Annotated in this window: 25 protein-coding genes; 13 read left to right on the top strand and 12 right to left on the bottom strand. The window is 64.4% G+C overall.

Annotated features, from left to right (window positions below; translation table 11 throughout):
* The 3 genes from AC1RLW_RS05335 to lexA form a co-directional block, all read right to left on the bottom strand.
* Nucleotides 1-1,008, bottom strand: a complete 1,008-nt coding sequence (locus AC1RLW_RS05335; protein WP_062471528.1) for a D-2-hydroxyacid dehydrogenase family protein — start codon at nt 1,006-1,008, stop codon at nt 1-3.
* 158 nt (nt 1,009-1,166) lie between these two features.
* Nucleotides 1,167-1,550, bottom strand: coding sequence for a hypothetical protein (locus AC1RLW_RS05330; RefSeq protein ID WP_493192420.1), 384 nt, complete (start codon nt 1,548-1,550; stop codon nt 1,167-1,169).
* Nucleotides 1,551-1,693: 143 nt separating this feature from the next.
* Nucleotides 1,694-2,377 (bottom strand): transcriptional repressor LexA, encoded by a 684-nt coding sequence (lexA, locus tag AC1RLW_RS05325; protein WP_056581233.1) that lies wholly within the window; start codon nt 2,375-2,377, stop codon nt 1,694-1,696.
* 73 nt (nt 2,378-2,450) lie between these two features.
* Between lexA and AC1RLW_RS05320 the strand changes: the two genes are divergently transcribed.
* The gene (locus tag AC1RLW_RS05320; protein WP_493192419.1) at nt 2,451-3,437 is read left to right on the top strand and encodes an asparaginase; all 987 of its coding nucleotides are present in this window, start codon (nt 2,451-2,453) and stop codon (nt 3,435-3,437) included.
* A gap of 27 nt (nt 3,438-3,464) precedes the next feature.
* On the opposite strand, the gene adk is transcribed toward AC1RLW_RS05320, so the two are convergent.
* The 6 genes from adk to AC1RLW_RS05290 form a co-directional block, all read right to left on the bottom strand.
* Nucleotides 3,465-4,121 carry an adenylate kinase gene (gene adk / locus AC1RLW_RS05315; RefSeq protein WP_056581227.1) on the bottom strand — a complete coding sequence of 219 codons (657 nt, stop codon included), beginning with the start codon at nt 4,119-4,121 and terminating at the stop codon, nt 3,465-3,467.
* A 135-nt stretch (nt 4,122-4,256) separates the two neighbouring features.
* Complete coding sequence (gene kdsB / locus AC1RLW_RS05310; RefSeq protein WP_493192418.1) at nt 4,257-5,030, bottom strand: 3-deoxy-manno-octulosonate cytidylyltransferase; 774 nt, start codon at nt 5,028-5,030, stop codon at nt 4,257-4,259.
* Complete coding sequence (locus tag AC1RLW_RS05305) at nt 5,027-5,209, bottom strand: Trm112 family protein (RefSeq protein WP_013541700.1); 183 nt, start codon at nt 5,207-5,209, stop codon at nt 5,027-5,029. The genes kdsB and AC1RLW_RS05305 overlap by 4 nt, the downstream gene beginning before the upstream one ends.
* On the bottom strand, nt 5,190-6,185 hold the full coding sequence (gene lpxK, locus AC1RLW_RS05300) for a tetraacyldisaccharide 4'-kinase (protein ID WP_493192417.1): 996 nt from the start codon (nt 6,183-6,185) through the stop codon (nt 5,190-5,192). Before lpxK ends, AC1RLW_RS05305 begins: the two co-directional genes overlap by 20 nt.
* Entirely contained in the window at nt 6,186-6,611 is a 426-nt protein-coding gene (locus tag AC1RLW_RS05295) for an ExbD/TolR family protein (protein ID WP_493193061.1), read from the bottom strand. It lies immediately after the preceding gene.
* Between the two features lie 14 nt (nt 6,612-6,625).
* Nucleotides 6,626-7,258 (bottom strand): MotA/TolQ/ExbB proton channel family protein, encoded by a 633-nt coding sequence (locus tag AC1RLW_RS05290; RefSeq protein WP_095947709.1) that lies wholly within the window; start codon nt 7,256-7,258, stop codon nt 6,626-6,628.
* Nucleotides 7,259-7,570: 312 nt separating this feature from the next.
* Between AC1RLW_RS05290 and xseA the strand changes: the two genes are divergently transcribed.
* Together xseA and AC1RLW_RS05280 are read left to right on the top strand one after the other, a co-directional pair.
* A complete protein-coding gene (xseA, locus tag AC1RLW_RS05285; RefSeq protein WP_493192416.1) occupies nt 7,571-8,884 on the top strand; it encodes an exodeoxyribonuclease VII large subunit in 1,314 nt (437 codons plus the stop codon).
* Nucleotides 8,885-8,934: 50 nt separating this feature from the next.
* Complete coding sequence (locus AC1RLW_RS05280) at nt 8,935-9,516, top strand: superoxide dismutase (protein WP_095745206.1); 582 nt, start codon at nt 8,935-8,937, stop codon at nt 9,514-9,516.
* Between the two features lie 69 nt (nt 9,517-9,585).
* Here AC1RLW_RS05280 and AC1RLW_RS05275 read toward each other — a convergent pair whose 3' ends face one another.
* The 3 genes from AC1RLW_RS05275 to AC1RLW_RS05265 all read right to left on the bottom strand — a co-directional run bounded on the left by AC1RLW_RS05275 (nt 9,586) and on the right by AC1RLW_RS05265 (nt 10,828).
* Nucleotides 9,586-10,056: a DUF192 domain-containing protein gene (locus tag AC1RLW_RS05275; protein WP_307637033.1), complete on the bottom strand. Its 471-nt coding sequence runs from the start codon at nt 10,054-10,056 to the stop codon at nt 9,586-9,588.
* 92 nt (nt 10,057-10,148) lie between these two features.
* Entirely contained in the window at nt 10,149-10,337 is a 189-nt protein-coding gene (locus AC1RLW_RS05270) for a hypothetical protein (protein WP_070060553.1), read from the bottom strand.
* 152 nt (nt 10,338-10,489) lie between these two features.
* A complete protein-coding gene (locus tag AC1RLW_RS05265; protein WP_062471494.1) occupies nt 10,490-10,828 on the bottom strand; it encodes a hypothetical protein in 339 nt (112 codons plus the stop codon).
* 219 nt (nt 10,829-11,047) lie between these two features.
* Between AC1RLW_RS05265 and icd the strand changes: the two genes are divergently transcribed.
* The 10 genes from icd to tssL all read left to right on the top strand — a co-directional run bounded on the left by icd (nt 11,048) and on the right by tssL (nt 23,596).
* Nucleotides 11,048-12,307, top strand: coding sequence for an NADP-dependent isocitrate dehydrogenase (icd, locus tag AC1RLW_RS05260; protein WP_062471491.1), 1,260 nt, complete (start codon nt 11,048-11,050; stop codon nt 12,305-12,307).
* Between the two features lie 360 nt (nt 12,308-12,667).
* A complete protein-coding gene (gene tssH, locus AC1RLW_RS05255; protein ID WP_493192415.1) occupies nt 12,668-15,373 on the top strand; it encodes a type VI secretion system ATPase TssH in 2,706 nt (901 codons plus the stop codon).
* Nucleotides 15,374-15,471: 98 nt separating this feature from the next.
* The gene (tssB, locus tag AC1RLW_RS05250; protein ID WP_062471486.1) at nt 15,472-16,017 is read left to right on the top strand and encodes a type VI secretion system contractile sheath small subunit; all 546 of its coding nucleotides are present in this window, start codon (nt 15,472-15,474) and stop codon (nt 16,015-16,017) included.
* 34 nt (nt 16,018-16,051) lie between these two features.
* Nucleotides 16,052-17,542: a type VI secretion system contractile sheath large subunit gene (gene tssC / locus AC1RLW_RS05245; protein WP_493193060.1), complete on the top strand. Its 1,491-nt coding sequence runs from the start codon at nt 16,052-16,054 to the stop codon at nt 17,540-17,542.
* 127 nt (nt 17,543-17,669) lie between these two features.
* On the top strand, nt 17,670-18,155 hold the full coding sequence (locus AC1RLW_RS05240) for an Hcp family type VI secretion system effector (RefSeq protein WP_062471480.1): 486 nt from the start codon (nt 17,670-17,672) through the stop codon (nt 18,153-18,155).
* A gap of 119 nt (nt 18,156-18,274) precedes the next feature.
* Nucleotides 18,275-18,859 (top strand): type VI secretion system lipoprotein TssJ, encoded by a 585-nt coding sequence (tssJ, locus tag AC1RLW_RS05235; protein WP_493192414.1) that lies wholly within the window; start codon nt 18,275-18,277, stop codon nt 18,857-18,859.
* Nucleotides 18,860-18,894: 35 nt separating this feature from the next.
* A complete protein-coding gene (gene tssK, locus AC1RLW_RS05230; protein WP_493192413.1) occupies nt 18,895-20,250 on the top strand; it encodes a type VI secretion system baseplate subunit TssK in 1,356 nt (451 codons plus the stop codon).
* A complete protein-coding gene (locus AC1RLW_RS05225; protein ID WP_493192412.1) occupies nt 20,247-21,509 on the top strand; it encodes a sterol desaturase family protein in 1,263 nt (420 codons plus the stop codon). Before tssK ends, AC1RLW_RS05225 begins: the two co-directional genes overlap by 4 nt.
* A gap of 12 nt (nt 21,510-21,521) precedes the next feature.
* Nucleotides 21,522-22,178: a hypothetical protein gene (locus tag AC1RLW_RS05220; RefSeq protein WP_493192411.1), complete on the top strand. Its 657-nt coding sequence runs from the start codon at nt 21,522-21,524 to the stop codon at nt 22,176-22,178.
* A 53-nt stretch (nt 22,179-22,231) separates the two neighbouring features.
* On the top strand, nt 22,232-23,596 hold the full coding sequence (tssL, locus tag AC1RLW_RS05215) for a type VI secretion system protein TssL, long form (RefSeq protein ID WP_493192410.1): 1,365 nt from the start codon (nt 22,232-22,234) through the stop codon (nt 23,594-23,596).
* The last annotated feature ends 17 nt before the right edge of the window (nt 23,597-23,613 follow it).

The raw sequence follows: 23,613 nt of genomic DNA, 5'->3' as shown, positions 1-23,613 counted from the left end.
TCACCGCCGGACCTGCAGCGCGCCGGGGTTCACGATGTTCGTGGGGTTGCCCTTGATGAAGCTCACGACGTTGTCGAACGCCTGGCCGAAGTAGCTTTCGTAACTTTCCTGCTCGACGTAGCCGATGTGCGGCGTGCAGATGCAGTTTTCGAGGCGCAGCAGCGCATGGCCCTGCAGCGGCGGTTCGCTCTCGAACACGTCGATGGCCGCCAGCCCGGGGCGGCCGCGGTTGAGCGCGGCCAGCAGGGCATCGGCCTCGACCAGCTCGGCGCGCGAGGTGTTGACGAACAGCGCCGTCGGCTTCATGCGCGAGAGGTCTTCGAGCTTGACGAGGCCCTGGGTGTCCTCGTTGAGCCGCAGGTGCACCGACAGCACGTCGGCGGCGGCAAAGAATTCGTGGCGGTTCTGCGCCACCTGGAAGCCGTCGGAGCGCGCCTTGGCGCAGCTGGCCTCGCGGCCCCAGATCACGACCTGCATGCCGAAGGCCTGCCCATAGCGGGCCACCAACTGGCCGATGCGGCCGTAGCCCCAGATGCACAGCGTCTTGCCCTTGAGCACCGAGCCCACGCCGAAATTCGGAGGCATCGACGCCGACTTGAGGCCCGACTGCTGCCAGGCCCCGTGCTTGAGGTTGCTGATGTACTGCGGCAGGCGGCGCATGGCCGCCATGATCAGCGCCCAGGTGAGTTCGGCGGGCGCCTGCGGCGAGCCCGAGCCTTCGGCCACCGCCACGCCGCGTTCGGTGCAGGCGGTGACGTCGATGTGGCCACCGACGCGACCGGTCTGGGAAATCAGCTTGAGCTTGGGCAGCTTCTCGATCAGCTGGCGGGAGATCTGGCTGCGCTCGCGGATGAGCACGATGACGTCCGCATCCTTGAGGCGAACCGACAGTTGGCCGATGCCCTTGACCGTGTTGGTGTAGACCTTGGCGGCGTAAGCGTCCAGCTTGGCAGCGCACTGCAGCTTGCGCACGGCGTCCTGGTAGTCGTCGAGGATCACAATGTTCATGGCATGCCATTGTGCCTCGCAGCATCGGCACGTCGCACGTGTGAACGTTTGGATACCCCATGCCAGATGGCGCCCGGGAGGCCTGTTTCAGACCATTGGGGGTGAATCCGCCATGCGCGTGCGGGGCGCGCAGGCACGGCGGGTTCGTTCGCACCTTCTCAGTGCAGGTGGCTGGGGCGGGGCGTGCCGCTCCCGGTTTCCGCAGCTTCCAGCGCGGCGAGCCGGTCGAGTTCGGCGCACACGTCGGCCATGCGGCCGGAGATCACGACCCGGTTGGCACAGCCGCGCTGCGGGCCTTGCCGGTCGACCACGCGGACCACGCGCAGCGGGCGGGCGGGCGTGGCGGCGGCGGACGGCGACGTGGCCGGCGTCGGGCTGCCGGTGGTGCGCGCCGTGCAGGCCGGGCGAATGGCCACGTAGCGCAGGCCGGCCGCTGCGTCGCCGCTCTCACCATGCGACGGGCGGCGGGCGGGCATCCAGCGGGTGGCCAGCGATTGCAGGGGCGACCAGAGGTCGGCGATGGCGAGGAGGGCGATTCCCATGTGAACTCCAAAAAAGTATGAGGTTGAACACAGGCAGGATTTCTTGAATCGGCCACGACAGGGTGATGGCGACTTCGCGCCATACGCCCGCCACCTGTCGCGGCCGGATGAGGTGCTGCTGCCGTTGGCAGCAGGCCAGGGGCCTACATCAGCATGGTGTTGCGGATGAGGCCGACCGCGAGGCCTTCGATTTCAAAGGGCTCGCCGGGCTGGACGATGATGGTCGGGTAGTCGGGGTTCTCCGCGTGCAGCTCGATCACCTGCTTGTTGCGCTTCAGGCGCTTCACGGTGACTTCTTCGCCCAGGCGTGCCACCACGATCTGGCCGTTGCGCGCTTCCTTGGTGGCCTGCACGGCGAGCAGGTCGCCGTCCATGATGCCGGCGTCACGCATCGACATGCCGCGCACCTTGAGCAGATAGTCGGGCTGGCGCTGGAACAGCGTGTTCTCGACGTAGTAGGTCTGGTCGACGTGCTCCTGCGCGAGGATGGGTGAACCCGCTGCGACGCGGCCGATGAGCGGCAGCGCGAGCTGGGCCATGCCGGGCAGCGAGAGCGAGAACTGGTTGCCTTCGCGGTGGCGCGTTTCGTGGAGCGAGCGCAGCGCATCGCCCTTGAGGCGGATGCCGCGCGAGGTGCCGCTGACGAGTTCGATGACGCCCTTGCGGGCCAGGGCCTGCAGGTGCTCTTCGGCGGCATTGGCCGACTTGAAGCCCAGCTCGTTGGCGATTTCGGCGCGCGTCGGCGGCGCACCGGTGCGTGCGATGGCGGCCTGGATCAGGTCCAGGATCTGCTGCTGGCGGGCGGTAAGCTTCACTGCGAACTGCATAGTGGTTTCCTTGCGGCACTGGCTAGATATCCAGTACCTGTATTTTTAACCAGTTTTCAAAAGTTGACAAGCCATGACTCATTCCTCTTCGTCCGAGACGCGCCGCGTGGTGGTGCTGGGCACCGGCGGCACCATTGCCGGCAAGGCTGCCAGCAGCGGCGACAACATCGGCTACACCGCCGGGCAGGTGGGGGTGGCGGACCTGCTGGGCGGCATCGAGGCGCCGGCCGGCGTGACGCTGGTGGCGGAGCAGGTCGCGCAGCTCGACAGCAAGGACATGGACGCCGACACCTGGCGCCAGCTGGCCGCGCGCTGCGCACACTGGCTGGCGCAGCCTGATGTGGCTGGCATCGTGGTCACGCACGGCACCGACACGCTGGAGGAAACCGCCTTCTTCCTGCACGCCGTGCTGGCGCCCGCCAAGCCGGTGGTGCTGACGTGCGCGATGCGTCCGGCGACGGCGTTGTCGCCTGATGGTCCGCAGAACGTGCGCGACGCGCTCGTGGTGGCTTCGACGCCGGGCGCGCATGGCGTGACGGTGGTGTGCGCGGGTGCGATCCACAGCGGGCTCGATGTGCAGAAGGTGCACACCTACCGCCTCGATGCCTTCGCGTCGGGCGATGCCGGGTCGGTCGGCTACGTGGAAGAGGGCGAAGTGCGGCGCGTGCGTGCGTGGCCGCAGGGAGCGCCGTTCGATGCGGCGCGGCTGGAGGCGGTATCGAAGCCGTGGCCCCGCGTCGAGATCGTCATGAGCCACGCGGGCGTGAGCGGCGCGATCGTGGAGGCGCTGTTGCTCCCGTCGGCTGAGCCCTTGCGCGGCCTGGTCGTGGCCACGACCGGCAACGGCACCATGCACCACGCGCTGGAAGCTGCAGCGCTGAAGGCTCAGGATGGCGGCGTGTCGGTGTTGCGCGCCACGCGCTGTGCGAACGGACGCATCCTGCCGAAACCCGGTGACGGGCTGCGGGATGCGGGCGCACTCACGCCGGTGAAGGCGCGGGTCGCGCTGGTGCTGGAACTGTTGGGAGTGGCCGCCCTGCCTGAGTCGGAGGGCGGCTGAGGGGCTGACGGATCAGCCGCTGTCGAATCAGCTGTTCAGTGCGGCAAGCGCGCGCTGCGTGATCTCGTCGACCGTGCCTACGCCCTGGATGGCGCGGTACTTCGGCGCGGCGGCCGGATCGGCCTTGGCCCAGGCCGAGTAGTAGTCGACCAGCGGACGGGTCTGCTGGCTGTAGACGTCGAGCCGCTTGCGCACGGTCTCTTCCTTGTCGTCTTCGCGCTGGATCAGCTCTTCACCGGTCACGTCGTCCTTGCCTTCCACCTTCGGCGGATTGAACTTGACGTGGTAGGTGCGGCCCGATGCCGGGTGCGAGCGGCGACCGCTCATGCGTTCGATGATGTCGCCGAAGGGCACATCGATCTCAAGCACGTAGTCGAGCTTGACGCCGGCCGCCTTCATGGCGTCGGCTTGAGGAATGGTGCGCGGGAAGCCGTCGAACAGGAAGCCGCCGTTGCAGTCGGGCTGCGCGATGCGTTCCTTCACGAGGTTGATGATCAGGTCGTCGCTGACCAGTGCACCCGAATCCATGATCGTCTTGGCCTGCAGCCCGAGGGGGGTGCCTGCCTTGACGGCGGCGCGCAACATGTCGCCGGTCGAAATTTGGGGAATGCCGTATTTCTGGCAGATGAAGGTCGCTTGCGTGCCTTTGCCTGCCCCGGGCGCGCCCAGCAAAATAAGTCTCATGGTGTCCTCGGAAGGTTCTTAGATTTTGTGTCGCGCCCCATGCGCACCCTCAGGCGCGCCGAGGCGGAATTGCGTCGAGGATAGCATGCGTGCCCGTGACAAATTGCCGCCGTTCCCTCGGGGACGGCGGGCAGTTCACGCAGGCGAGCCGGCTGCGAAGACCGCGCGCACGCGCGCCAGGTCTTCGGGCGTGTCGATCCCGGGGCCCGGGGCGACATCGCTCACATGCACCGCGATGCGGTGCCCGTGCCACAGCGCGCGCAGCTGTTCGAGCGCTTCGGTGGCTTCGACGGGTGCTGGCGACAGCAACGGAAATTGCCGCACGAAGCCAGCGCGATAGCCGTAGATGCCGATGTGGCGCAGCGGTGCGGGGCTGGGCAGCACCGTGGGCGCCGCACCGCCCGAAGAACCGTCGCGCCACCAGGGGATCGGTGCGCGGCTGAAATAGAGCGCATGACCTTGGGCGTCGAGCACGGCCTTCACGACGTTCGGATTCATGAAGTCGGCCAGCGAGTCGATCGCATGGACGGCGGTGCTCATGGCGGCCTGCGGTCGCGCAGCCAGCGTGGCGGCCACGGCGTCGATCAGCGCGGGGTCGATCAGCGGCTCGTCGCCCTGCACGTTGACGACGATCGCGTTACCGTCGAGCCCGAGCTGTTCGCAGGCTTCGGCCAGCCGGTCGGTGCCGCTGGCGTGGTCCTGGCGGGTGAGCAGGGCCTCGATGCCGTGCGCCTTGCAGGCGTCGATGATGGTGGCGTCGTCGCCGGCCACCACCACGCGAAGGGCGCCGGATTGGCGGGCACGCTGTGCCACGCGCACGACCATCGGCAGGCCGGCGATGTCGGCCAGCGGTTTGTTGGGAAGTCGCGTCGAAGCCAGTCGGGCCGGCACCAGAACGGTGAAGCTCACAGGCCCAGCTCTTCGTCGGACAGTGTGCGGGCCTCGTTCTCGAGCAGCACCGGGATGCCGTCGCGCACCGGGTAGGCCAGGCGCGCGCTGCGCGAGCAGAGTTCCTGCTTCTCGGCGTTCCAGGTCAGCGGGCCCTTGGTGACGGGGCAGACGAGCAGTTCAAGCAGCTTGGTATCCATCGAGCGATGATAGCTTTGCGTCGAGGGCGGCGAAGAACGCCGGCGAGGGTTCGAAGTGCAGCGGCACGGCGAGCGCATCAGGTGCCTGGTGCCAGAGCTTGACGGCGTCTTTTTCCGTGCAGACGAGGGGCAGGGCGGGACCGGCCGGACGTTGCCAGTCAGTGAAATCGTGGTGGTCAGGCAGCGCGAAGGTGTCCGCGAGCGTCAGGCCGCGCGCGCGCAGCATCGTGAAGAAGGCTTGCGGCCGGGCGATGGCGGCGAGCGCGATCACGGGCTGGCCGGCAAGCGTGTCCAGCGGGATGCGACGGCCGTCCTTCGCGAGGGCATACGGCGCCAGTTCGCGGGTGGCGGTGTAGCCCTCGGCGAAAGCGGGCCGCTCGCCGCTGTGCAGCAGCAGGTCGCAATGGCGTGGCCACGGCTCGCGCAGGGGGCCGGCGGGCAACAGCCAGCCGTTGCCAACACCGCGGTCGTCGAACACGCAGATCTCGATGTCGCGCGCCAGCGCCAGATGCTGCAGGCCGTCGTCGCTGACGATGACCTGGGTGGCCGGGTGCTTCTCTAGCAGGGCGCGTGCGGCCTCGATGCGCCGCCGGGCTACGAAGACGGGCGCAGCAGTGGCATGGTGGATCAGCGCGGGTTCGTCGCCGACGTCCTCCGGATCGCTGTCGGCCTGGACTTCACGGCAGTCGTCGGTGCGGCGGCCGTAGCCGCGCGACACCACGCCCACCCGCAGGCCACGCGCCTGAAGATGGCGCACGACGGCCATGACGACCGGCGTCTTGCCGGCCCCGCCCGCGATCACATTGCCGACCACGATCACAGGAACCGGCACGCGTCCGATTTCTTGCCAACCCCATCGGTAGAAGGCGCGCCGCAGCGCGAAGAGGGCGCCGTAGACCTGCGACAGCGGCCACAGCAGGCAGGCCAGCGCACCGCGGCGCAGCCAGGCATCCTGCAGCCGCGCGCCGGTCGACACTCAGTGACCGGCCTGGGCCGTCGACTGGGCGGCGAAGGTGATCTGCATCAGGCCGGCGCGGCGCGCGGCCTCCATCACCGTCACCACGGCTTGGTGCGGGCTGGCGGCATCGGCGCTGATGATCACGACGCTGTCCTTGCCACCGGCGGCGGCGGCGCCGAGCGCGGCGGCCACGGTGTCGACGCTGCGGTCCGCCAGCGGCGACTTGTTGATCACGTAGCGGCCGTCGGCCGACACCGCCACGATCACCTCTTTCGGGTAGTCGCGCTGGGCGTCGACGTCCGCGGTCGGCAGCCGCAGCTGCATCTCGGTGAACTTGCTGTAGGTGGTCGACAGCATCAGGAAGATCAGCACGACCAGCAGCACGTCGATGAACGGGATCAGGTTGATCTCCGGCTCGTCGCGCGCGCCGTGGCGAAACTGCATGCGGCCACGCGAGCTCATTTGCGCAGGGCGTTCAGGTGGCGTGCGAAGCGCTCACCCGAGAGTTCGAGGTTCAGCAGGTACTCGTCGACGCGGCTTCGGAAATAACGCCAGAAGATCAGCGTGGGAATGGCCACGATCAGGCCGAAGGCCGTGTTGTACAGGGCGATCGAGATGCCGTGCGCCAGCTGCGCCGGGTTGCCCGAGCCGACGGCACCGCTGCCGGGCGACTGCGAGCCGAAGATCTCGATCATGCCGATTACCGTGCCCAGCAGGCCGAGCAGCGGCGCCGCCGAGGCGATGGTGGCCAGCGCCGGCAGGTAGCGCTCCAGCTTGTGCGCCACGGTGCGGCCCGAGGCCTCCATGGCGGCGCGCAGGTCGTCTTCGGTGCAGCGCGGGTTGGCATTCAGTGCGCGCAGGCCGGCGGCCAGCACCTGGCCGAGCATGGAGTTGCTTTCCAGTTTGGTCACGACATCCGGGCCGGGAACCGCGCCGCGCGACACGGTGATGGTCTCGTCCAGCAGCTTCGGCGGAAGGACCTTGACGGTCTTGAGGCTGGTGAAACGTTCAATGACCAGCGCGAGTGCGATGACCGAACAGGCGAGCAATGGCCAGATTGGCCAGCCCGCGGCAACAATGATGGAAAACAAGAAAATCCTCCGGCCCGTAGACTGCAAATGCGCGGCGATTATCCACCGAGCCACCATCGGCTCGCGGCTTGTTTGCGTGTCGGCAAGGACGCACAGATTCTGTGGATAACTTTGTGATTAACCCATCGCGCAATGTCTCCGAACCCGCATGGGACGGGCTTTCCGTTAGATCGATTGAATTTTGAGCAGCACTTTTTTTAATGAAATCAACAGCTTGCACGAGAACTCGTGCATCTGTTCCACCATACCCCTCCAAAGTGGGGGGCGCGGCGCCCGTTGTGGAAGAGTGGCGCTCGGCGGCGGAGGGGCGCGATGAGCTTCAGGGAGCCGAACGCCACGCCCGGGCCGCGCGTGTGGGCCGTGGGCGCGCTGTGCCGCGCGGTGGCCGATGCGCTCGATGCGCGCTTCAACCCGGTCTCGGTGCGCGGGGAAATTTCGGGTTTCTCGCGCGCATCGAGCGGTCATTGCTATTTCTCGCTCAAGGACGAATCCGGCCAGCTGCGCTGCGCGATGTTCCGTCGCGCGGCGAGTCTGCTCGACTTCACGCCGCGCGACGGCGACCAGGTCGAAGTGCGCGGCCGGCTGGCGGTGTACGAACCGCGCGGCGATCTGCAACTAGTGGTCGAAAGCCTGCGGCGCGCGGGGCAGGGCGCGCTGTTCGAGCAGTTCCTGCAGCGCAAGGCACGCCTCGAGGCCGAAGGCCTGTTCGACCCGGCGCGCAAACGGGCGCTGCCCTCCATGCCGCGTGCCGTGGGCGTTGTCACCTCGCTGGGGGCTGCGGCACTGCATGACGTCGTGACCGCGCTGCGGCGGCGTGTGCCACATATTCCCGTGGTGCTGGCGCCGGCGGCAGTGCAGGGCGCCAACGCGCCGGCCGAACTGGTGCGCGCCTTGCAGTCGCTCTACACGCTGGAGCCGGCTGTCGACGTGATCCTGCTGGTGCGCGGTGGCGGCTCCATCGAGGACCTCTGGGCCTTCAACGACGAAACGCTGGCGCGCACCATCGTGCAGAGTCCTGTGCCGGTAATCAGCGGCGTGGGGCACGAAACCGATTTCACCATCGCCGACTTCTGCGCCGACCTGCGCGCACCGACGCCGACGGCCGCCGCCGAACTCGTCAGCGCGCCGCGCGACCTGTGGCTCGGCGCGCTCGACCTGCTTGACGAACGGCTCGGCGATGCGCTGGGCGGGCGGCTCGACGTGCTCGGCCAACGGCTGGACCAGGCGGCCGCGCGGCTGGGCCGCCCATCGGGCCTGGTCGCGCGCCAGCAGTTGCGGCTGGCGCACCACGCGCAGCGGTTGCATTACGCGGTGCTGTCGCGTCGGGAGCGATTGGCGCAGGTGCCGCAGGCCATCGCCACCGATTTCTCCGCGAAGTTCGCGCGTTCGCTGACGCAGCGTCGCGAGCGGCTTGAGCGCGTGGCCCTGCGCCTGCGGCTGCTCGACCCGGCCCTGGTGCTGCAGCGCGGCTATGCCTTGCTGACCGACGGCGAAGGCCGCGCGGTCGTCAGCGCAGGCAGCCTGCAGGCCGGCGATGCCGTGGTCGCACGCCTTTCGGATGGCTCGGTCGACCTGACCGTGACGCCCGGCGGCGCGACGGGAACGCGTCTGACGCCTGCCCCCTGATTACTTCCTAGAATCCTTCATTCCCCACAACCAACCCACGAGAAAAAACCATGGAACATGTGCTCCCACCCCTGCCGTACGCCATCGACGCACTGGCCCCCGAGTATTCGAAGGAAACGCTCGAATACCACCACGGCAAGCACCACAACGCCTACGTGGTGAACCTGAACAACCTGCAAAAGGGCACCGAGTTCGAAGCGATGACGCTCGAAGAGATCGTCAAGAAGTCCAGCGGCGGCATCTACAACAACGCCGCCCAGATCTGGAACCACACCTTCTTCTGGAACTGCATGAAGCCCCAGGGCGGCGGCGCCCCCACCGGCGCGCTGGCCAAGGCCATCGACGCCAAGTGGGGCAGCTACGACGCCTTCAAGGAAGCCTTCGTGAAGTCGGCCGTGGGCAACTTCGGCTCGGGCTGGACGTGGCTGGTGAAGAAGGCCGACGGTTCGGTGGACATCGTGAACACCGGCGCCGCCGGCACGCCGCTCACCACCGCCGACACCGCGCTGCTGACGGTGGACGTGTGGGAACACGCGTACTACATCGACTACCGCAACCTGCGCCCGAAGTTCGTCGAGACCTTCCTGGCCAAGCTGGCCAACTGGGACTTCGCGGCGAAGAACTTCGGCTGAAGCCGGACTTGGCGCTTGCCATGAAAAAAGCCGACCTGCGGGTCGGCTTTTTTACGCGCGCCGAGTTGCTCAGCGCTTGGCGGCCGAGAAGAGCTCTCCGCCGAGCTTGGCGCCCTTCTTGATGTTCTTCTTGGCGAACCAGCCTTGGTTCATTTCGAGCACGTAGCGCACCGGCTCCTCGGAGCAATGCGAGTTCTCGGTCATCGGTTGCATGTCGACCAGGTTGACGATACGGCCATCGTCGGCCACGAAGGCAGCGGTCAGCGGCAGCAGCGTGTTGCGCATCCAGAAGCACTGCGTGGCTGGCTGTTCGAACACGAAGATCATGCCTTCGGTCTGCGGCATCGTCTTGCGGAACATCAGGCCGATCTCGCGTTCGCGCGGCGATTGCGCCACTTGCGCATCGATCTTGTAGAGGCCGACCGACAACTGCGTGCGTGCCAGATCGGTTTGGGGTTGCGGTTGGATTTGCTGCTGCGCGTGGGCCGGCGCCAGGAAGGACGCGGACACCAGAAGCAGCGCGGCGAGACGCTGAAACATCGGATGACTCTTTCGGGGCCGGGACACAAGAAGGGCGGCCCGTGACCAATAAAAATGCCCGCTGAAGCGGGCATTGCCGGGAGCTTGAAAGCTTACACCTTCTTGGCGGCGGCCGCGTGGGCCTTGGAGACGTGGCGCACCTTGTGCTTCTTGACCGTGTGCTTGGCCTTGGCCTTGTGGACGGCGGGAGCGGCCGGCGCTGCGGGCGCGGGCTCGGCGGCTTGGGCGAATGCACCGGCTGCGAAGAGGCCGGCGACCAGGGCTGCGATCAGCTTGTTCATGAGAAATCCTTTGAGATTGTTGATATGGATCACCTCCCTGCGGAAGGCCTCCATTCAACGGACCTCAAGAACCCCGGTTGACAGTGGTTGAACAAAACTGCAAACGAAAAAAAGCGCTCCGGAGAGCGCTTTTCTTAGGGGGACAGACCAGCTTACTTGGCGCCGGGCATGTCAGGCGTGCCGCCTTGGGTGGCCTTGCGCTTCACGCTGCCGTCCTTGTTGCGGCGACGATCGTCGCGGGTCTTGGCGCGCTTTTCGCCAGCAACGCCAGCCTTGTCGGCACCGAAGGCGCCGCCTTCAGGCGTCTTGGCGATGTCGCCAGCAGCGGGAGCCACTTGACCAGCGGGCTTGGCTTCCTTCTTGGCTTCAGCGCGAGCTTGCGGCTTGCTGTTGGTCGCGTTGCCTTGTTCGGGCGTGGTACCGGCCGGGTTCTGGGCGTACGCGCCAGCGGCGAACAGGCCAGCGATCATGACTGCGAGAAGTTTGCTCATTGATGATTCCTCTATCGAGAATTGGTTGGAAACGCCTCCCGGCGAGCAGAAGGTCAGCCAGTAACGGGCTCTATCGCCCTACGGTTGACAATTGTCCGCTGATGGGTTGCGTCTAAAATGTACAGCGATTTGTTAGCGCGCTGTACAGCGATTCTCCCTCGCTGTCTGAATTCGCAGACAGTCGTTCGAATTACGTCACTCCCGGAGTCAAGCCCCCTCATGTCCAGCTATCAGCACATCAAAGTCCCGACCGAAGGCCAGAAGATCACGGTCAACGCTGACAATTCGCTCAATGTGCCCGATCAGCCGATCATTCCGTTCATCGAAGGCGACGGCACCGGGCTGGACATCACGCCGGTGATGCTCAAGGTGGTGGACGCCGCAGTGGCCAAGGCCTACGGCGGCAAGAAGAAGATCCACTGGATGGAGGTCTACGCCGGTGAGAAGTCGACCAAGGTCTACGGCCCCGACGTCTGGCTCCCCGAGGAAACCCTGCATGCAGTGCGCGACTACGTGGTGTCCATCAAGGGCCCGCTGACCACGCCCGTCGGCGGCGGCATCCGCTCGCTGAACGTGGCGCTGCGCCAGGAGCTCGACCTGTACGTCTGCCTGCGGCCCATCCAGTACTTCGAGGGCGTGCCCAGCCCGGTGCGCGAGCCGCACAAGACCAACATGGTCATCTTCCGCGAGAACTCGGAAGACATCTACGCCGGCATCGAGTTCGAAGCCGAAAGCGACAAGGCCAAGAAGCTCATCAAGTTCCTGCAGGACGAGATGGGCGTCAAGAAGATCCGCTTCCCCAACACCTCGGGCATCGGCGTCAAACCGGTTTCGCGCGAAGGCACCGAGCGCCTCGTGCGCAAGGCCTTCCAGTACGCCATCGACAACGACAAGCCCAGCGTGACCCTGGTCCACAAGGGCAACATCATGAAGTTCACCGAAGGTGGCTTCCGTGACTGGGGCTACAACCTGGCCGCCAAGGAATTCGGCGCCGAGCTGATCGACGGCGGTCCGTGGATGAAGTTCAAGAACCCCAAGACGGGCAAGGAAATCACCGTCAAGGACAGCATCGCCGACGCGTTCCTGCAGCAGATCCTGTTGCGTCCCGCCGAGTACAGCGTGATCGCCACGCTGAACCTCAACGGCGACTACGTGTCCGACGCACTGGCCGCACAGGTCGGCGGCATCGGCATCGCACCGGGCGCGAACCTGAGCGACACCGTCGCCATGTTCGAAGCCACCCACGGCACGGCCCCCAAGTACGCAGGCAAGGACTATGTGAACCCGGGTTCCGAAATCCTGTCCGCCGAAATGATGCTGCGCCACATGGGCTGGACCGAAGCGGCCGACCTGATCATCAGTTCGATGGAAAAGTCGATCGCCAGCAAGAAGGTCACCTACGACTTCGCGCGCCTGATGGACGGCGCGACGCAGGTGAGCTGCTCCGGTTTTGGCCAGGTGATGATCGACAACATGTAATTGCAAGCACTGACGTCGACAAGCGTCAGGCCCACGCCAAACCCTCGAGCTTCCGAAAGGACTCGAGGGTTTTTTCTTGCCTGTCGCATCCTCGATATCGTTATTGAAATACCTCCTTTGTCTTCCGAACGTAAGGAGCCACGGACAAACATCACAGATCGAGAGGCAGCTTCCTGCGTTTAACTATTGGTAGAAACTGTGCTGTGTTTGCCTCGCGGCAAGCCGCCAGAATCGCGCCCATTCCAAGAAGCATAGGGGGCGCGAAGTGGGGAAAAAGAACGCAGGAATCTGCCCGGCAGCAGGGGGCCTCGCAGACGACCCGATCGAACAGGGCGTGCACGCTGCACGGCAGATCGCGCAATGACGAGCTCTCGGCGAGCGCTGTTCGGCAAGCTCAACCTCACCTTGTTTCGCGGCATCGAATCCGCCACCGCATTTGCCAAGCTGCGTGGCAATCCCTATGTCGAACTGACGCACTGGATTCACCAGCTCTGGCAGCTCAACGACAGCGATCTGCACCGCATCTGCCGGCACTACCAGATCGACGCACAAGCCATCGAGAAAGACTTCGCATCGGCCTTGTCCAGCTTGCCATCCGGTGCCACCTCGCTGACCGATTTTTCCAGTCACATCGAAGCCGCCATCGAGCGCGCCTGGGTGCTCTCGAGCCTCAAGGTCGGCGCGCATTGCGTGCGTGGTGCATGGCTGCTTGCTGCGCTCCTTCAGACGCCAGACTTGCGGCGCGTGCTTCTTGGCATCTCGCCTGCATTCCAGCGAATCCCTGCAGATCAACTGACGGAGGCCATCGGTGCCATCGTGGTCGGCTCCCCCGAAGGGCAGGAAGGACCGCACGATGGCTCCGGTCTGCCATCAGCACTGCCTGGTGAAGCCAGCGCCGCGCGCGCCGATGCGGCGTTGGATGGAAAGTCGGCGTTGCGGCGCTACTGCACGGATCTGACCGAGCGCGCGTCTCAAGGGCAGATCGATCCGGTCATCGGGCGCGGACACGAGATCCGCACGATGGTCGACATCCTGCTGCGTCGCCGCCAGAACAATCCCTTGCTCACAGGAGACGCGGGCGTCGGCAAGACCGCGGTGGTCGAGGGGCTCGCGTTGGCCATCGCGCAAGGCGAGGTTCCTCCCGATCTGAAGAACTGCCGCCTGTGGAGTCTCGATGTCGGAGCACTGTTGGCCGGCGCAAGCATGCGCGGGGAGTTCGAGTCCCGCCTCAAGGCCTTGCTGGAAGAAGCGGGTAAATCGGCGCAGCCCGTCATCCTCTTCATCGACGAGGTGCACACCTTGGTCGGTGCGGGCGGGCAATCCGGAACAGGCGATGCCGCCAACCTGCTCAAGCCAGCGCTTGCACGGGGAACCTTGCGCACGATCGGTGCCACCACCTGGAGCGAGTACAAGCGCCACATCGAGAAAGACCCGGCGCTGACGCGACGCTTTCAGACGCTGCAGGTGGCAGAGCCCGACGAGGTTGCTGCGATCGAGATGGCGCGTGGCCTTGTCGCCACCTTTGCCGAGCACCACGGCGTGCTCGTGCTCGATGAGGCTGTGCGCGCGGCCGTGACGCTGTCGCATCGCTACATCCCTGCACGCCAGCTGCCCGACAAGGCGATCAGTCTCCTGGACACCGCATGTGCGCGCGTTGCCATGTCGCTTCACGCGCCGCCGCCTGAAGTCGAGCAATGGCGGCACCGCATCGCAGCCCTCCAGGTCGAGCTCGAACTGCTGAGTCAGGAGGGTGTCGTTGCCCAGGGGAGTGATGCAAGAGCGTTGCGCTTCGACGCAGCCCGATCTCAATTCGATGCCGCGCAGCAGGCGTTGACCTTGTACGAAGCGCGATGGCAAGACGAGCTTGCACTGGTTCGCACGATTCATGGATTGCGGACAAAGAAGAAGGAGGAGGCGAAAGAGCTGAGCTGCGCCGAGGGGAATGCACCCTCGGCGCAGCTGGAGGCCCTCGAACTCGAGCTTGCCGCGCACCAGAAGGAGTTGCCTCTGATTTTTCCCCAGGTGGACGAGGCCGTGGTGGCGGGCATCGTGGCCGATTGGACCGGGATTCCCGTGGGGCGGATGGTCACCGACGAAGTCGCGGCAGTCGTTGCGCTTCAATCACGGCTGGAAGCGCGCGTGATCGGCCAGGGGCCTGCGCTCGCGGCCATCGCGGAGCGCATGCAGACGGCGCGGGCGCGCCTGACGGATCCGAACAAGCCGGTGGGTGTGTTCCTGCTGGCCGGCCCTTCGGGTGTGGGCAAGACAGAAACGGCATTGGCATTGGCCGAAGCCATGTATGGCGGTGAGCAGAACCTCATCACCATCAACATGAGCGAGTTCCAGGAGTCGCACACGGTGTCGACCTTGAAAGGCGCGCCCCCGGGTTATGTCGGCTACGGCGAAGGTGGCGTGCTTACGGAGGCCGTGCGCCGAAAGCCGTACAGCACGATCCTGCTCGATGAGGTGGAAAAGGCCCACCCGGATGTGCACGAGATCTTCTATCAGGTGTTCGACAAGGGGTGGATGGAAGATGGGGAAGGGCGTCGTGTCGATTTCCGAAACACCACGATCCTGTTGACGAGCAACACCGGTGCTGAACTCATCACCGCTCTGAGTGAAGACCCCTTGCTGACGCCCGATGTCGAGGCCCTGCGCGATGCACTCCAGCCGGCGCTGCGAACGGTCTTTCCTGCGGCCTTCCTTGGCCGGTTGACCGTCGTGCCTTACCTGCCCTTGGCCCCGGACGCACTGCGCGACATCGTGAGCTTGCACCTGGATCGGGTGGTCGAGCGCATGCATGCGCAGCATGACATTGTGCTGGACTACACGCCTGCGCTGCTCAATGAAATCGTTAGCCACTGCGGTGCCTACGAAACCGGGGCTCGCCGTCTGATCGGCTTCATCGAACAACGTCTCCTGCCGATTCTTTCCCGGCAATGGCTGGATGCCCTTCAAGCGCGGCAAAAGATCCGGCGCATGACTGCCGACGTGAAGCCGAGCGACAGCGCCAACCCGGCCTTGCAAGGAGGAGGCGCCATCGTCTGTCACACCGAGTTCGCCTGAGTCCAGCGAGCCACCTCGTTGGCGCAGGAGATGCGTCGTTGCCTCCGAAAAGGCGCGATGCCAGGTTCTTGTCTGTCTTTTTTCACCAGGGAGTTTTCATGGCCACCAACAACAACAGCAGTCAGAAGTTCATTGCCCGCAACAGGGCACCACGTGTGCAGATCGAGTACGACGTGGAAATCTACGGGTCCGAGAAGAAGATCGAATTGCCTTTCGTGATGGGCGTCTTGTCCGATCTGTCCGGCAAGCCGACGCAGGCCTTGCCTCCTGTGCCCGAGAGAAAGTTCCTCGATATCGACATCGACAACTTCGACGAGCGGATGAAGGCCATCCAGCCGCGCGTGGCATTCGCCGTGCCCAACACACTGACGGGCGAAGGCCAGCTCATGGTCGACATCACCTTCGAGAGCATCGAAGACTTCTCGCCGGCCGCCGTCGCACGAAAGGTAGAGCCACTCAGCAAGCTCCTCGAAGCCCGCACGCAGTTGGCCAACCTGCAGACCTACATGGACGGAAAGGCGGGGGCCGAAAGCCTCGTCAACAAGCTGCTTCAAGACCCTTCGCTGATGAAGTCGCTGGCGAAATCCGCCAAACCCCGCACCGACGACCTGGACGGCGCACCTGCGTCCGATTCCGCTGCGTGACATTCAGACCAAGGAACTTCAGATGACCACCCTCATGGACAACGTGCTCGAGGCGCCCGAGGCGACGCGCTACACCGACCCCACCGACTTCTCGACCCTGCTCGACAAGGAATTCAAGCCCAAGACCGACGAAGCGCGCGATGCCGTCGAGGCGGCCGTCAGGACGCTGGCAGAGCAGGCGCTCGTCAACGCCGCAACGATGACCGACGACGCCTACAGCAGCATCGAGGCCATCATTGCCGAGATCGACCGCAAGCTGTCGGAGCAGATCAACCTCGTGCTCCACAAGGAAGACTTCCAGAAGATCGAGTCGGCCTGGCGAGGCATGCACCACCTGGTCTACAACACCGAGACGGACGAGAAGCTCAAGATCCGCTTCATGGACGTTTCCAAGGACGAAGTCCGTCGCACGCTGCGTCGCCACAAGGGAATCGCCTGGGACCAGAGCCCGATCTTCAAGCGCATCTATGAAGAGGAGTACGGCCAGCTCGGCGGCGAGCCCTACGGGTGCCTGGTGGCCGACTACTACTTCGATCACACGCCGCCCGATGTCGAGCTGTTGGGTGCAATCGCCAAGGTCTCTGCAGCATCTCACGCGCCATTCATCGCCGGATCGGCGCCCTCGTTGCTCGGCATGGAGTCGTGGCAAGAGCTTGCGAATCCGCGCGACCTCGCAAAGATCACGTCGAACCTCGAGCACGCACCGTGGAATTCGCTGCGAAACACCGAGGACTCCCGCTACGTTGGTCTGGCAATGCCTCGATTCCTGGCCCGGTTGCCTTATGGCGTGAAAACCAATCCTGTCGACGAATTCGACTTCGAAGAGGAAACCGAAGGCGCCGATCACCGCAACTACGTATGGAGCAATGCGGCCTATGCCATGGCCGTCAACATCAACCGCAGCTTCAAGCTCTACGGCTGGTGCACGATGATCCGCGGCGTGGAGTCGGGTGGCACCGTCGAGAACTTGCCGTGCCACACCTTCCCGACCGACGACGGCGGCTTCGATATGAAGTGCCCGACGGAGATCGCGATTTCCGACCGCCGCGAAGCTGAGCTCGCGAAGGCCGGGTTGATCCCGCTGGTGCACCGCAAGAACACCGACCACGCCGCGTTCATCGGAGCCCAGTCGCTCCAGAAGCCGCAGGAGTACGTGGACCCGGACGCGACCGCCAATGCCAATCTGTCGGCACGGCTGCCGTATCTTTTCGCCAGCACGCGGTTCGCGCATTACCTGAAGTGCATCGTGCGCGACAAGATCGGCTCCTTCAAGGAGCGCGACGAAATGCAGCGCTGGTTGAACGAATGGATCATGCATTACGTCGACGCCGATCCTGCGAATTCGTCCCAGGAAACCAAGGCCCGGCGCCCCCTCGCGGCTGCCGAAGTCGTCGTGGAGGACGTCGAAGGCAATCCGGGCTACTACAGCGCGAAGTTCTTCCTGCGTCCGCATTTCCAACTCGAAGGCCTGACTGTCTCTCTGCGTCTGGTTGCAAAGCTGCCGTCGCTCAAGGAAGCGGCCTGACACCCGGCTGCCATCGAATTGTTCGAGGAAGTGGCGCGCAGACGCCACGGCATTTTCAAGGACGCGCCATCAAGAGCGCTTGTGCATTCGTCATTTACTGACAAATTCAAACACAGGGAGTTTTCTCATGTCACAAGACATTTTTCTGAAGATCAACGGCATCGAAGGCGAATCGCAGGATTCGGACCACAAGAACGAGATCGAGGTTCTGGCCTTCAACTGGAAAGCCTTCCAGGAATCCACCATGCACGCCGGCTCGGGCGGCGGCGCAGGCAAGGCGACGGTCGAAGACCTCGAGTTCGACCACTACATCGACCGTTCGAGTCCCAACCTCATGAAGTACTGCCTGACCGGCAAGCACGTGCAAGAGGCCAAGCTCACGGTTCGCAAGGCCGGCGGCAACCCGCTGGAGTACCTGAAGTTCACCTTCTCCGACGTGATCATCACCTCGATCCAGCCCTTCGGCTCGAACTCGGACGAGATGCGTGTCAAGGAGCGCGTGCGCCTTTCCTTCTCCAAGATCAAGCAGGAGTACTCCGTGCAGAACGCACAAGGCGGCAGCGGCGGTGCCGTCACTGCGGGCTACGACATCAAGGGCAACAAGGAGTCCTGAAGCCTTCGCTTCGCCCCGGATCCGTCCGGGGCTTTTCGACTTCGGTTCGCGCAAGGGGGTTGAGGAGGCGCGAATCGAAGTCGGTTCTTTTGCGTTCCCTTTTTCAGTTTGATTCCCACATGAATCTCGACATGCCAGGGCTGTGCCGGAGTGTTGCGTCCCGACGCGGGTTGTCCAGGTGGAGGTCGCGTCTCGGGTTTCCATGCCTGTGGGGCGTTGCATTGGCCGTTGCGTTGGCAGGGCCTTCACTGGCATATGCGCAGCTCTCACACCCAAGAGAGCAAACCAAGCTCGATATCACCGTCACTGCGGAAGCCGGCGTCAACCCGGACGACAAGGGGAGGGCAGCACCCATCATGGTCCGCATCTACGAGCTCAAGTCGGAGGCAACCTTCGAGTCGGCCGATTACTTCTCTCTGCACAACAGCGACAAGACCGTGATGGGCGCCGACCTTCTGGTGCGCGATGAGTTCATCCTGCGACCCGGAGAGGTCAAGAAGATCCGGCGCATGTCGCACCCCGAGCTCGCCGCGATCGGCGTGATCGCTGGCTACCGGGAGCTTGCACAAAGCGAGTGGCGCCTTGTGCAGAAAGTCGATCCCGCCCCCGAGGCCGCCTGGTATCGCACCGTCATCCCCGCCAACAAGGTCAAGCTGGAGATCGCCCTTCAAGGCAAGGGCATCCAGCTGACACCCATCAAGTAGCACGTCTGCGGCCCGAAAGCACAACGATCGAACCCATGAGCTGGTACAACAAAGTCGCCTGGAGCGAAGGGCTCTTCCTGCGTCCGCAACTGTTTCAACAGCAGGAGCGCTACCTCGAACATCTGGCGCACAAGCGTGCCGCCTCGTTGACTCCCTTTTACTGGGGGTTCAACCACTACAGCATCGATGCGGAGTCGCTCTCACTGGGCAAGCTGGTACTGGCCAGCGCGGCCGGGATCTTCTCGGATGGCACGCCCTTCGACGCACCGGGCCAGACGCAGCCGCCAGCGCCGCTCACGATCTTGCCGGAGCATCTGGAGCAGGTCATTCACCTGGCGGTGCCGATCCGGACGCCCAACGGAGAAGAAACGACGTTCGATGACGCCAGCATCTCTGCGTCGTCATTGGCCCGGTTTTCGGTGTTCGATGCGGAGCTGCGCGATGCCAACTCGATCGGACAGGGTGCAAAGACCGTTCAACTGTCCCGTCTGCGCCTGCGTCTCCTGCCGCAACGCGAACTGACCGACGCCTGGATCGGCTTGCCGCTCGCCAAGGTGACGGTGCTGCGCTCGGACGGAAGCATCGCCGTCGACCCGCACCTGATTCCACCGGTGGCAGGCTATGGCGCAAGCCCCTTGCTGGCGGACTGGATCACCAATCTGCACGGTTTGTGCAAACTGCGCGCGCAATCGTTGGCCGCCCGACTGAGTGGCAACGACGGCAAGTCCAGCGAAGCTGCCGAAGTGTCCGACTTCCTGCTGCTGCAGATCCTCAACCGCTACGAGCCCATGCTCGAGCACTGGCTTCGGGTGCGTGAGACCTCTCCAGAGATGCTCTACACCGCGTTGCGCACGTTGAGCGGAGAGTTGGCCACCTTCGTTCGCGGAACCACCCGTCGCCCGCAACCGCATCCTGCCTATCAACACCTCGACCCGTACCTCTCCTTCAGGGAGTTGATCGGGGATGTGCAGGCCTTGCTGAACGACGTGCTCGTGCGAAGCGCCCAGAGCATCCCCTTGGCGTCAAGACCCAATGGTGTGCGCGTTGCGAGCGTCGAGCCCGCGGAGTTGCAGGGCTTCTCCAGCCTGGTGTTTGCGGTCGCGGCACACACGCCGCCGGAACAGTTGGCGAGCCAGTTTCCCGCCCGCTGCAAGGTGGGGCCGAGCGACAGGTTGACCGAGCTCATTCGGTCCCATCTGCCGGGGATACCGCTGCAGACCTTGCCCGTTCCGCCGCGTCAGATTCCCTTCAATGCAGGCTTTGTCTACTTCCAGATCGATCCTCGTGGTCCGTTGTGGGAGCACATGGTCAAGCACGGTGGGCTGGCGCTGCATGTCGCGGGCGAGTTTCCGGGGTTGCGCATGGAGCTTTGGGGAGTGAGGGAAAAATGAATCCCCTGAAATTTCCGACCCGTTTGTACGAAGGGGTCCTCTACGAGATCAAGAAGGGCGCCGAGCTCGCACTGTCGCATGGGCCTTTGCGATCGGGCAAAGGGATGGTGAGCGGAATGATCGCACTGGTGCTGGCCAACTTCAGCATGCTGGGCGTGTTGTTGTTCCAGTTTCCGGATTTCCTCAGCACGCCCAAGGTGCGTGAGTACCTGAGCTTTGATGTGATGCGAATCGTGTTGCTGGGCGCGATGGCATTGTGCGGAACCTTGGCGTTGTTCAACGTTGTCTTCGGATGGGTTCGACGCCTGTCTGCATGGGCATTGCTCTGGTTGGCCGTGGCCGTTGTGGGGTCGAAGTTGGGCGTCAGTGCAACGGGCAATGGCTGGCTTCCTGTTGCGGGGCAGCTGGCCGTTGTCCCCTATCTGGGGGTTGACTGGTTGATCTTCGATTTGCTGGCGACGACCCTGCTTTTCACCACGATCGAAAAGCTTCGGCCCCTGAAGCCCGAAATGCCCGTTTTCAGGAAAGACTGGCAGACCGACTTCATGTACTTCGTCACAGGCCACTTGCTCATTGGCGTGACGTTGTTTCTCGTCTATGCCGTCTTGTATGGCGTGAGTGGTGCACTTGCCGATCTCAATCCCGCCGCACAAGGCACGTTGCGCGGCTGGGTGCGGCAGCTTCCGTTCGGTTATGCACTGCTGTTGCTCTTGCTGATCACCGACTTCGGAAGGTACTGGCTGCATCGCTTCTATCACGAGACCGCCATTGGATGGCGACTGCACTCGATCCATCACAGCGCTGAACACATGGACTGGATCTCCGGAAGCCGGACCCATGGCGTGGAAACGGTGATCTCGACGGTGGTGATCCTGGCGCCAGCGTTCTTGCTGGGCTTTTCACAGAGCGTGATCAACGTCTACGTCTTGATCGCGGGCGTGCAGGCCGTGTTCAACCACACCAATGCATCGGTGCGGCTGGGGCCCCTGCGCTATCTCATCGTGACACCGAACTTTCACCATTGGCATCACAGCCGGGACGCAGAAGGCCTGGACCGATGCTATGCCGCGCATTTTGCGTTCTGGGACTACCTGTTCGGTACGGCGGTCAAAGCCGACAAGAACAAGATCTGGCCGGATGGCTATGGGGTCGTTGGCGACTACGTCCCGCGAGGGTTTTGGGCGCAGCAGCTGCATCCGATCCGATGGTCGGGGCGGTGGGTTGACGCCCACGGCGTCGAGCACAGAGAGAACCGTTGATCGGAGGCGCAGATGACCACACCCATCACCAGTCTCCAGAAAGAGTACATCCGTCTGCTCGACGGCAGTTCGGCCGCGATGACCATCGCCGGCGCGCACATGGCTTCGGGCGCCTTCGTCGGCGTGTCCTGGAAGAACCTGACCTTTGTCGGATGCGACTTCGCAGGGGACGGCAACATCAAGCTGGCATCGATGTCGGGCTGCAAGTTCATCGACTGCCGGTTTCTGGCACCCCATCACGACTTCGGCCTGATGACCGATGTGAGCTTCACCCAATGCAGTTCGGCTGGGCGTTCGATCGTCTGTGGGGGCGATGGAAGCACCGGCGTCCTGTTCCAGGCGTGCAGCTTTGACGGCGGAAGCTCAGCACCCGCGGCGCACGAAGGCGTGGGGTGCATGGGGGAGGTCACCTTTCGCAATTGCACAGGTCGCGGCGAAGTACTGGTGGCCGGCACCCGTCTGACCATCGACGACTGCCGGTTCGACCACATGACCTTCGCCATCGGCCGCCAGCGCCGGCGCGGGACACCGCTGGCGGCCACCGTCCTGATCGACAACTCGCAGGGCTCCGGCGTGTGGCGGATGGTCGATTGCCGCATGAAGACCAGCCACATCCAGAACAGCAGCTTCGAGCAGATCGTCAACGACAGCTCCGAGTGCGAGGCCTGAGCAGTCTTCGTTTTTTTCATCGGGCTCGGCCCGTTCATTTTTCCAACGCTCCAATGCTCTACAAAGAAGAATTCAACGAGGCGCCCGCGGGAGGCGGTGGAACCGCCCCAGGCGACGGATCCGACGATGGAGAACTGTTCGGCGAGTCGGCCGACGTCGCACATCTGGTGTCCGAGTCCTCGACGCAGGAGCGCCTGACCGCGGTCGCGGCGGCTCAGAATCCCTTGCTGGAGGCGGCCCAACCCTTGCTGCGGGCCCTGGCGGACATGCCCGCTGCGCTGGAAAGCGACGGCGTGGCGTTGTTCCATCAGTTGCTCGAGCGCGAGGTGGCCGCTTTCCAATCCATCTGCACCACTGCGCAGGTCCGGCACGAACATGTGGTGGCCGCGAGCTACGCGCTGTGCACTGCGCTCGACGAAGCGGCCAACAGCACGCCGTGGGGCGGCGGGCAGGGCGGAGAGGCCGGTATCTGGGCTGGCCAACAGCTGGCCGCGAAATTTCACGGTGATACCAAGGGCGGTGACAAGTTCTTCCTTCTCGTCGGTCGCCTCGCCGCGAGCCCGCAAGAGCACGTGGATCTGCTCGAAGTGCTGTACCAGATTCTCGGGCTGGGTTTCGAGGGGCGCTTCAGCACCGCGGCGAACGGGCGTCGGCAGCTTGAAACGGTCCGTCATCGGCTGTTCTCTCTGCTGGGCAACGCGCGCGGCGATGTCCCGAGCGACTTGTCGCCGCATTGGAAGGGTGTGGGGGCAGGCAAGTTTCGCTTGCTGCGCAGTGTGCCGGTGTGGGTGACCGGCTCGGTGCTGACGCTGATCCTGTTCGGCCTGTTCGCTTGGTACAAGTACCAGCTGTTGCAGTCGAGCGCCGATCTGCAGCAGCGCATCGCCGCCATCGGCCGGCTGCGTCCCCCGCCGGCGCCTCCCGTCAAGCCGCTGCGCCTGAAGGAATTGCTGGCGAGCGAAATCGAGCGAGAGACGGTGAGCGTGGACGAAGACGAGCGCCGCAGCATCGTCACCTTCAAGGGCGACGAGATGTTCGTCCCCGGTCAGGCGCGCCTCAGTGCACGGATTCTTCCCGTGCTGGCGAAGGTGGCTGACGAGATCAACCAGGTCTCCGGCACGGTCCAGATCACCGGTCATTCGGACAACCAGCCGATTCGCACGCGCGAGTTTCCCGACAACCAGGTCCTCAGCGAGAAGCGGGCACAGGCCGTGGCCGAAGTGCTGACGGGCAAGGGCGTCGTGCCGTCGCGCATCCAGACCGAGGGGCGCGGCGCCACGGTTCCCATCGCAGACAGCACCACCGCTGCGGGACGTGCCCGCAACCGGCGCGTCGACATCATGGTCACGCAGGGCACTGGCGTCAGCGCCAACGCCAGCGCGGGTCCGGTGAAGCAGCCAGCCGTCGCCCCGCGCTAGACGCAAGGCAGGAATCC

The organism is Variovorax sp. GW822-FHT04A09 (genome assembly GCF_058801005.1).
This window is presented reverse-complemented; position numbering and strand designations above follow the sequence as displayed.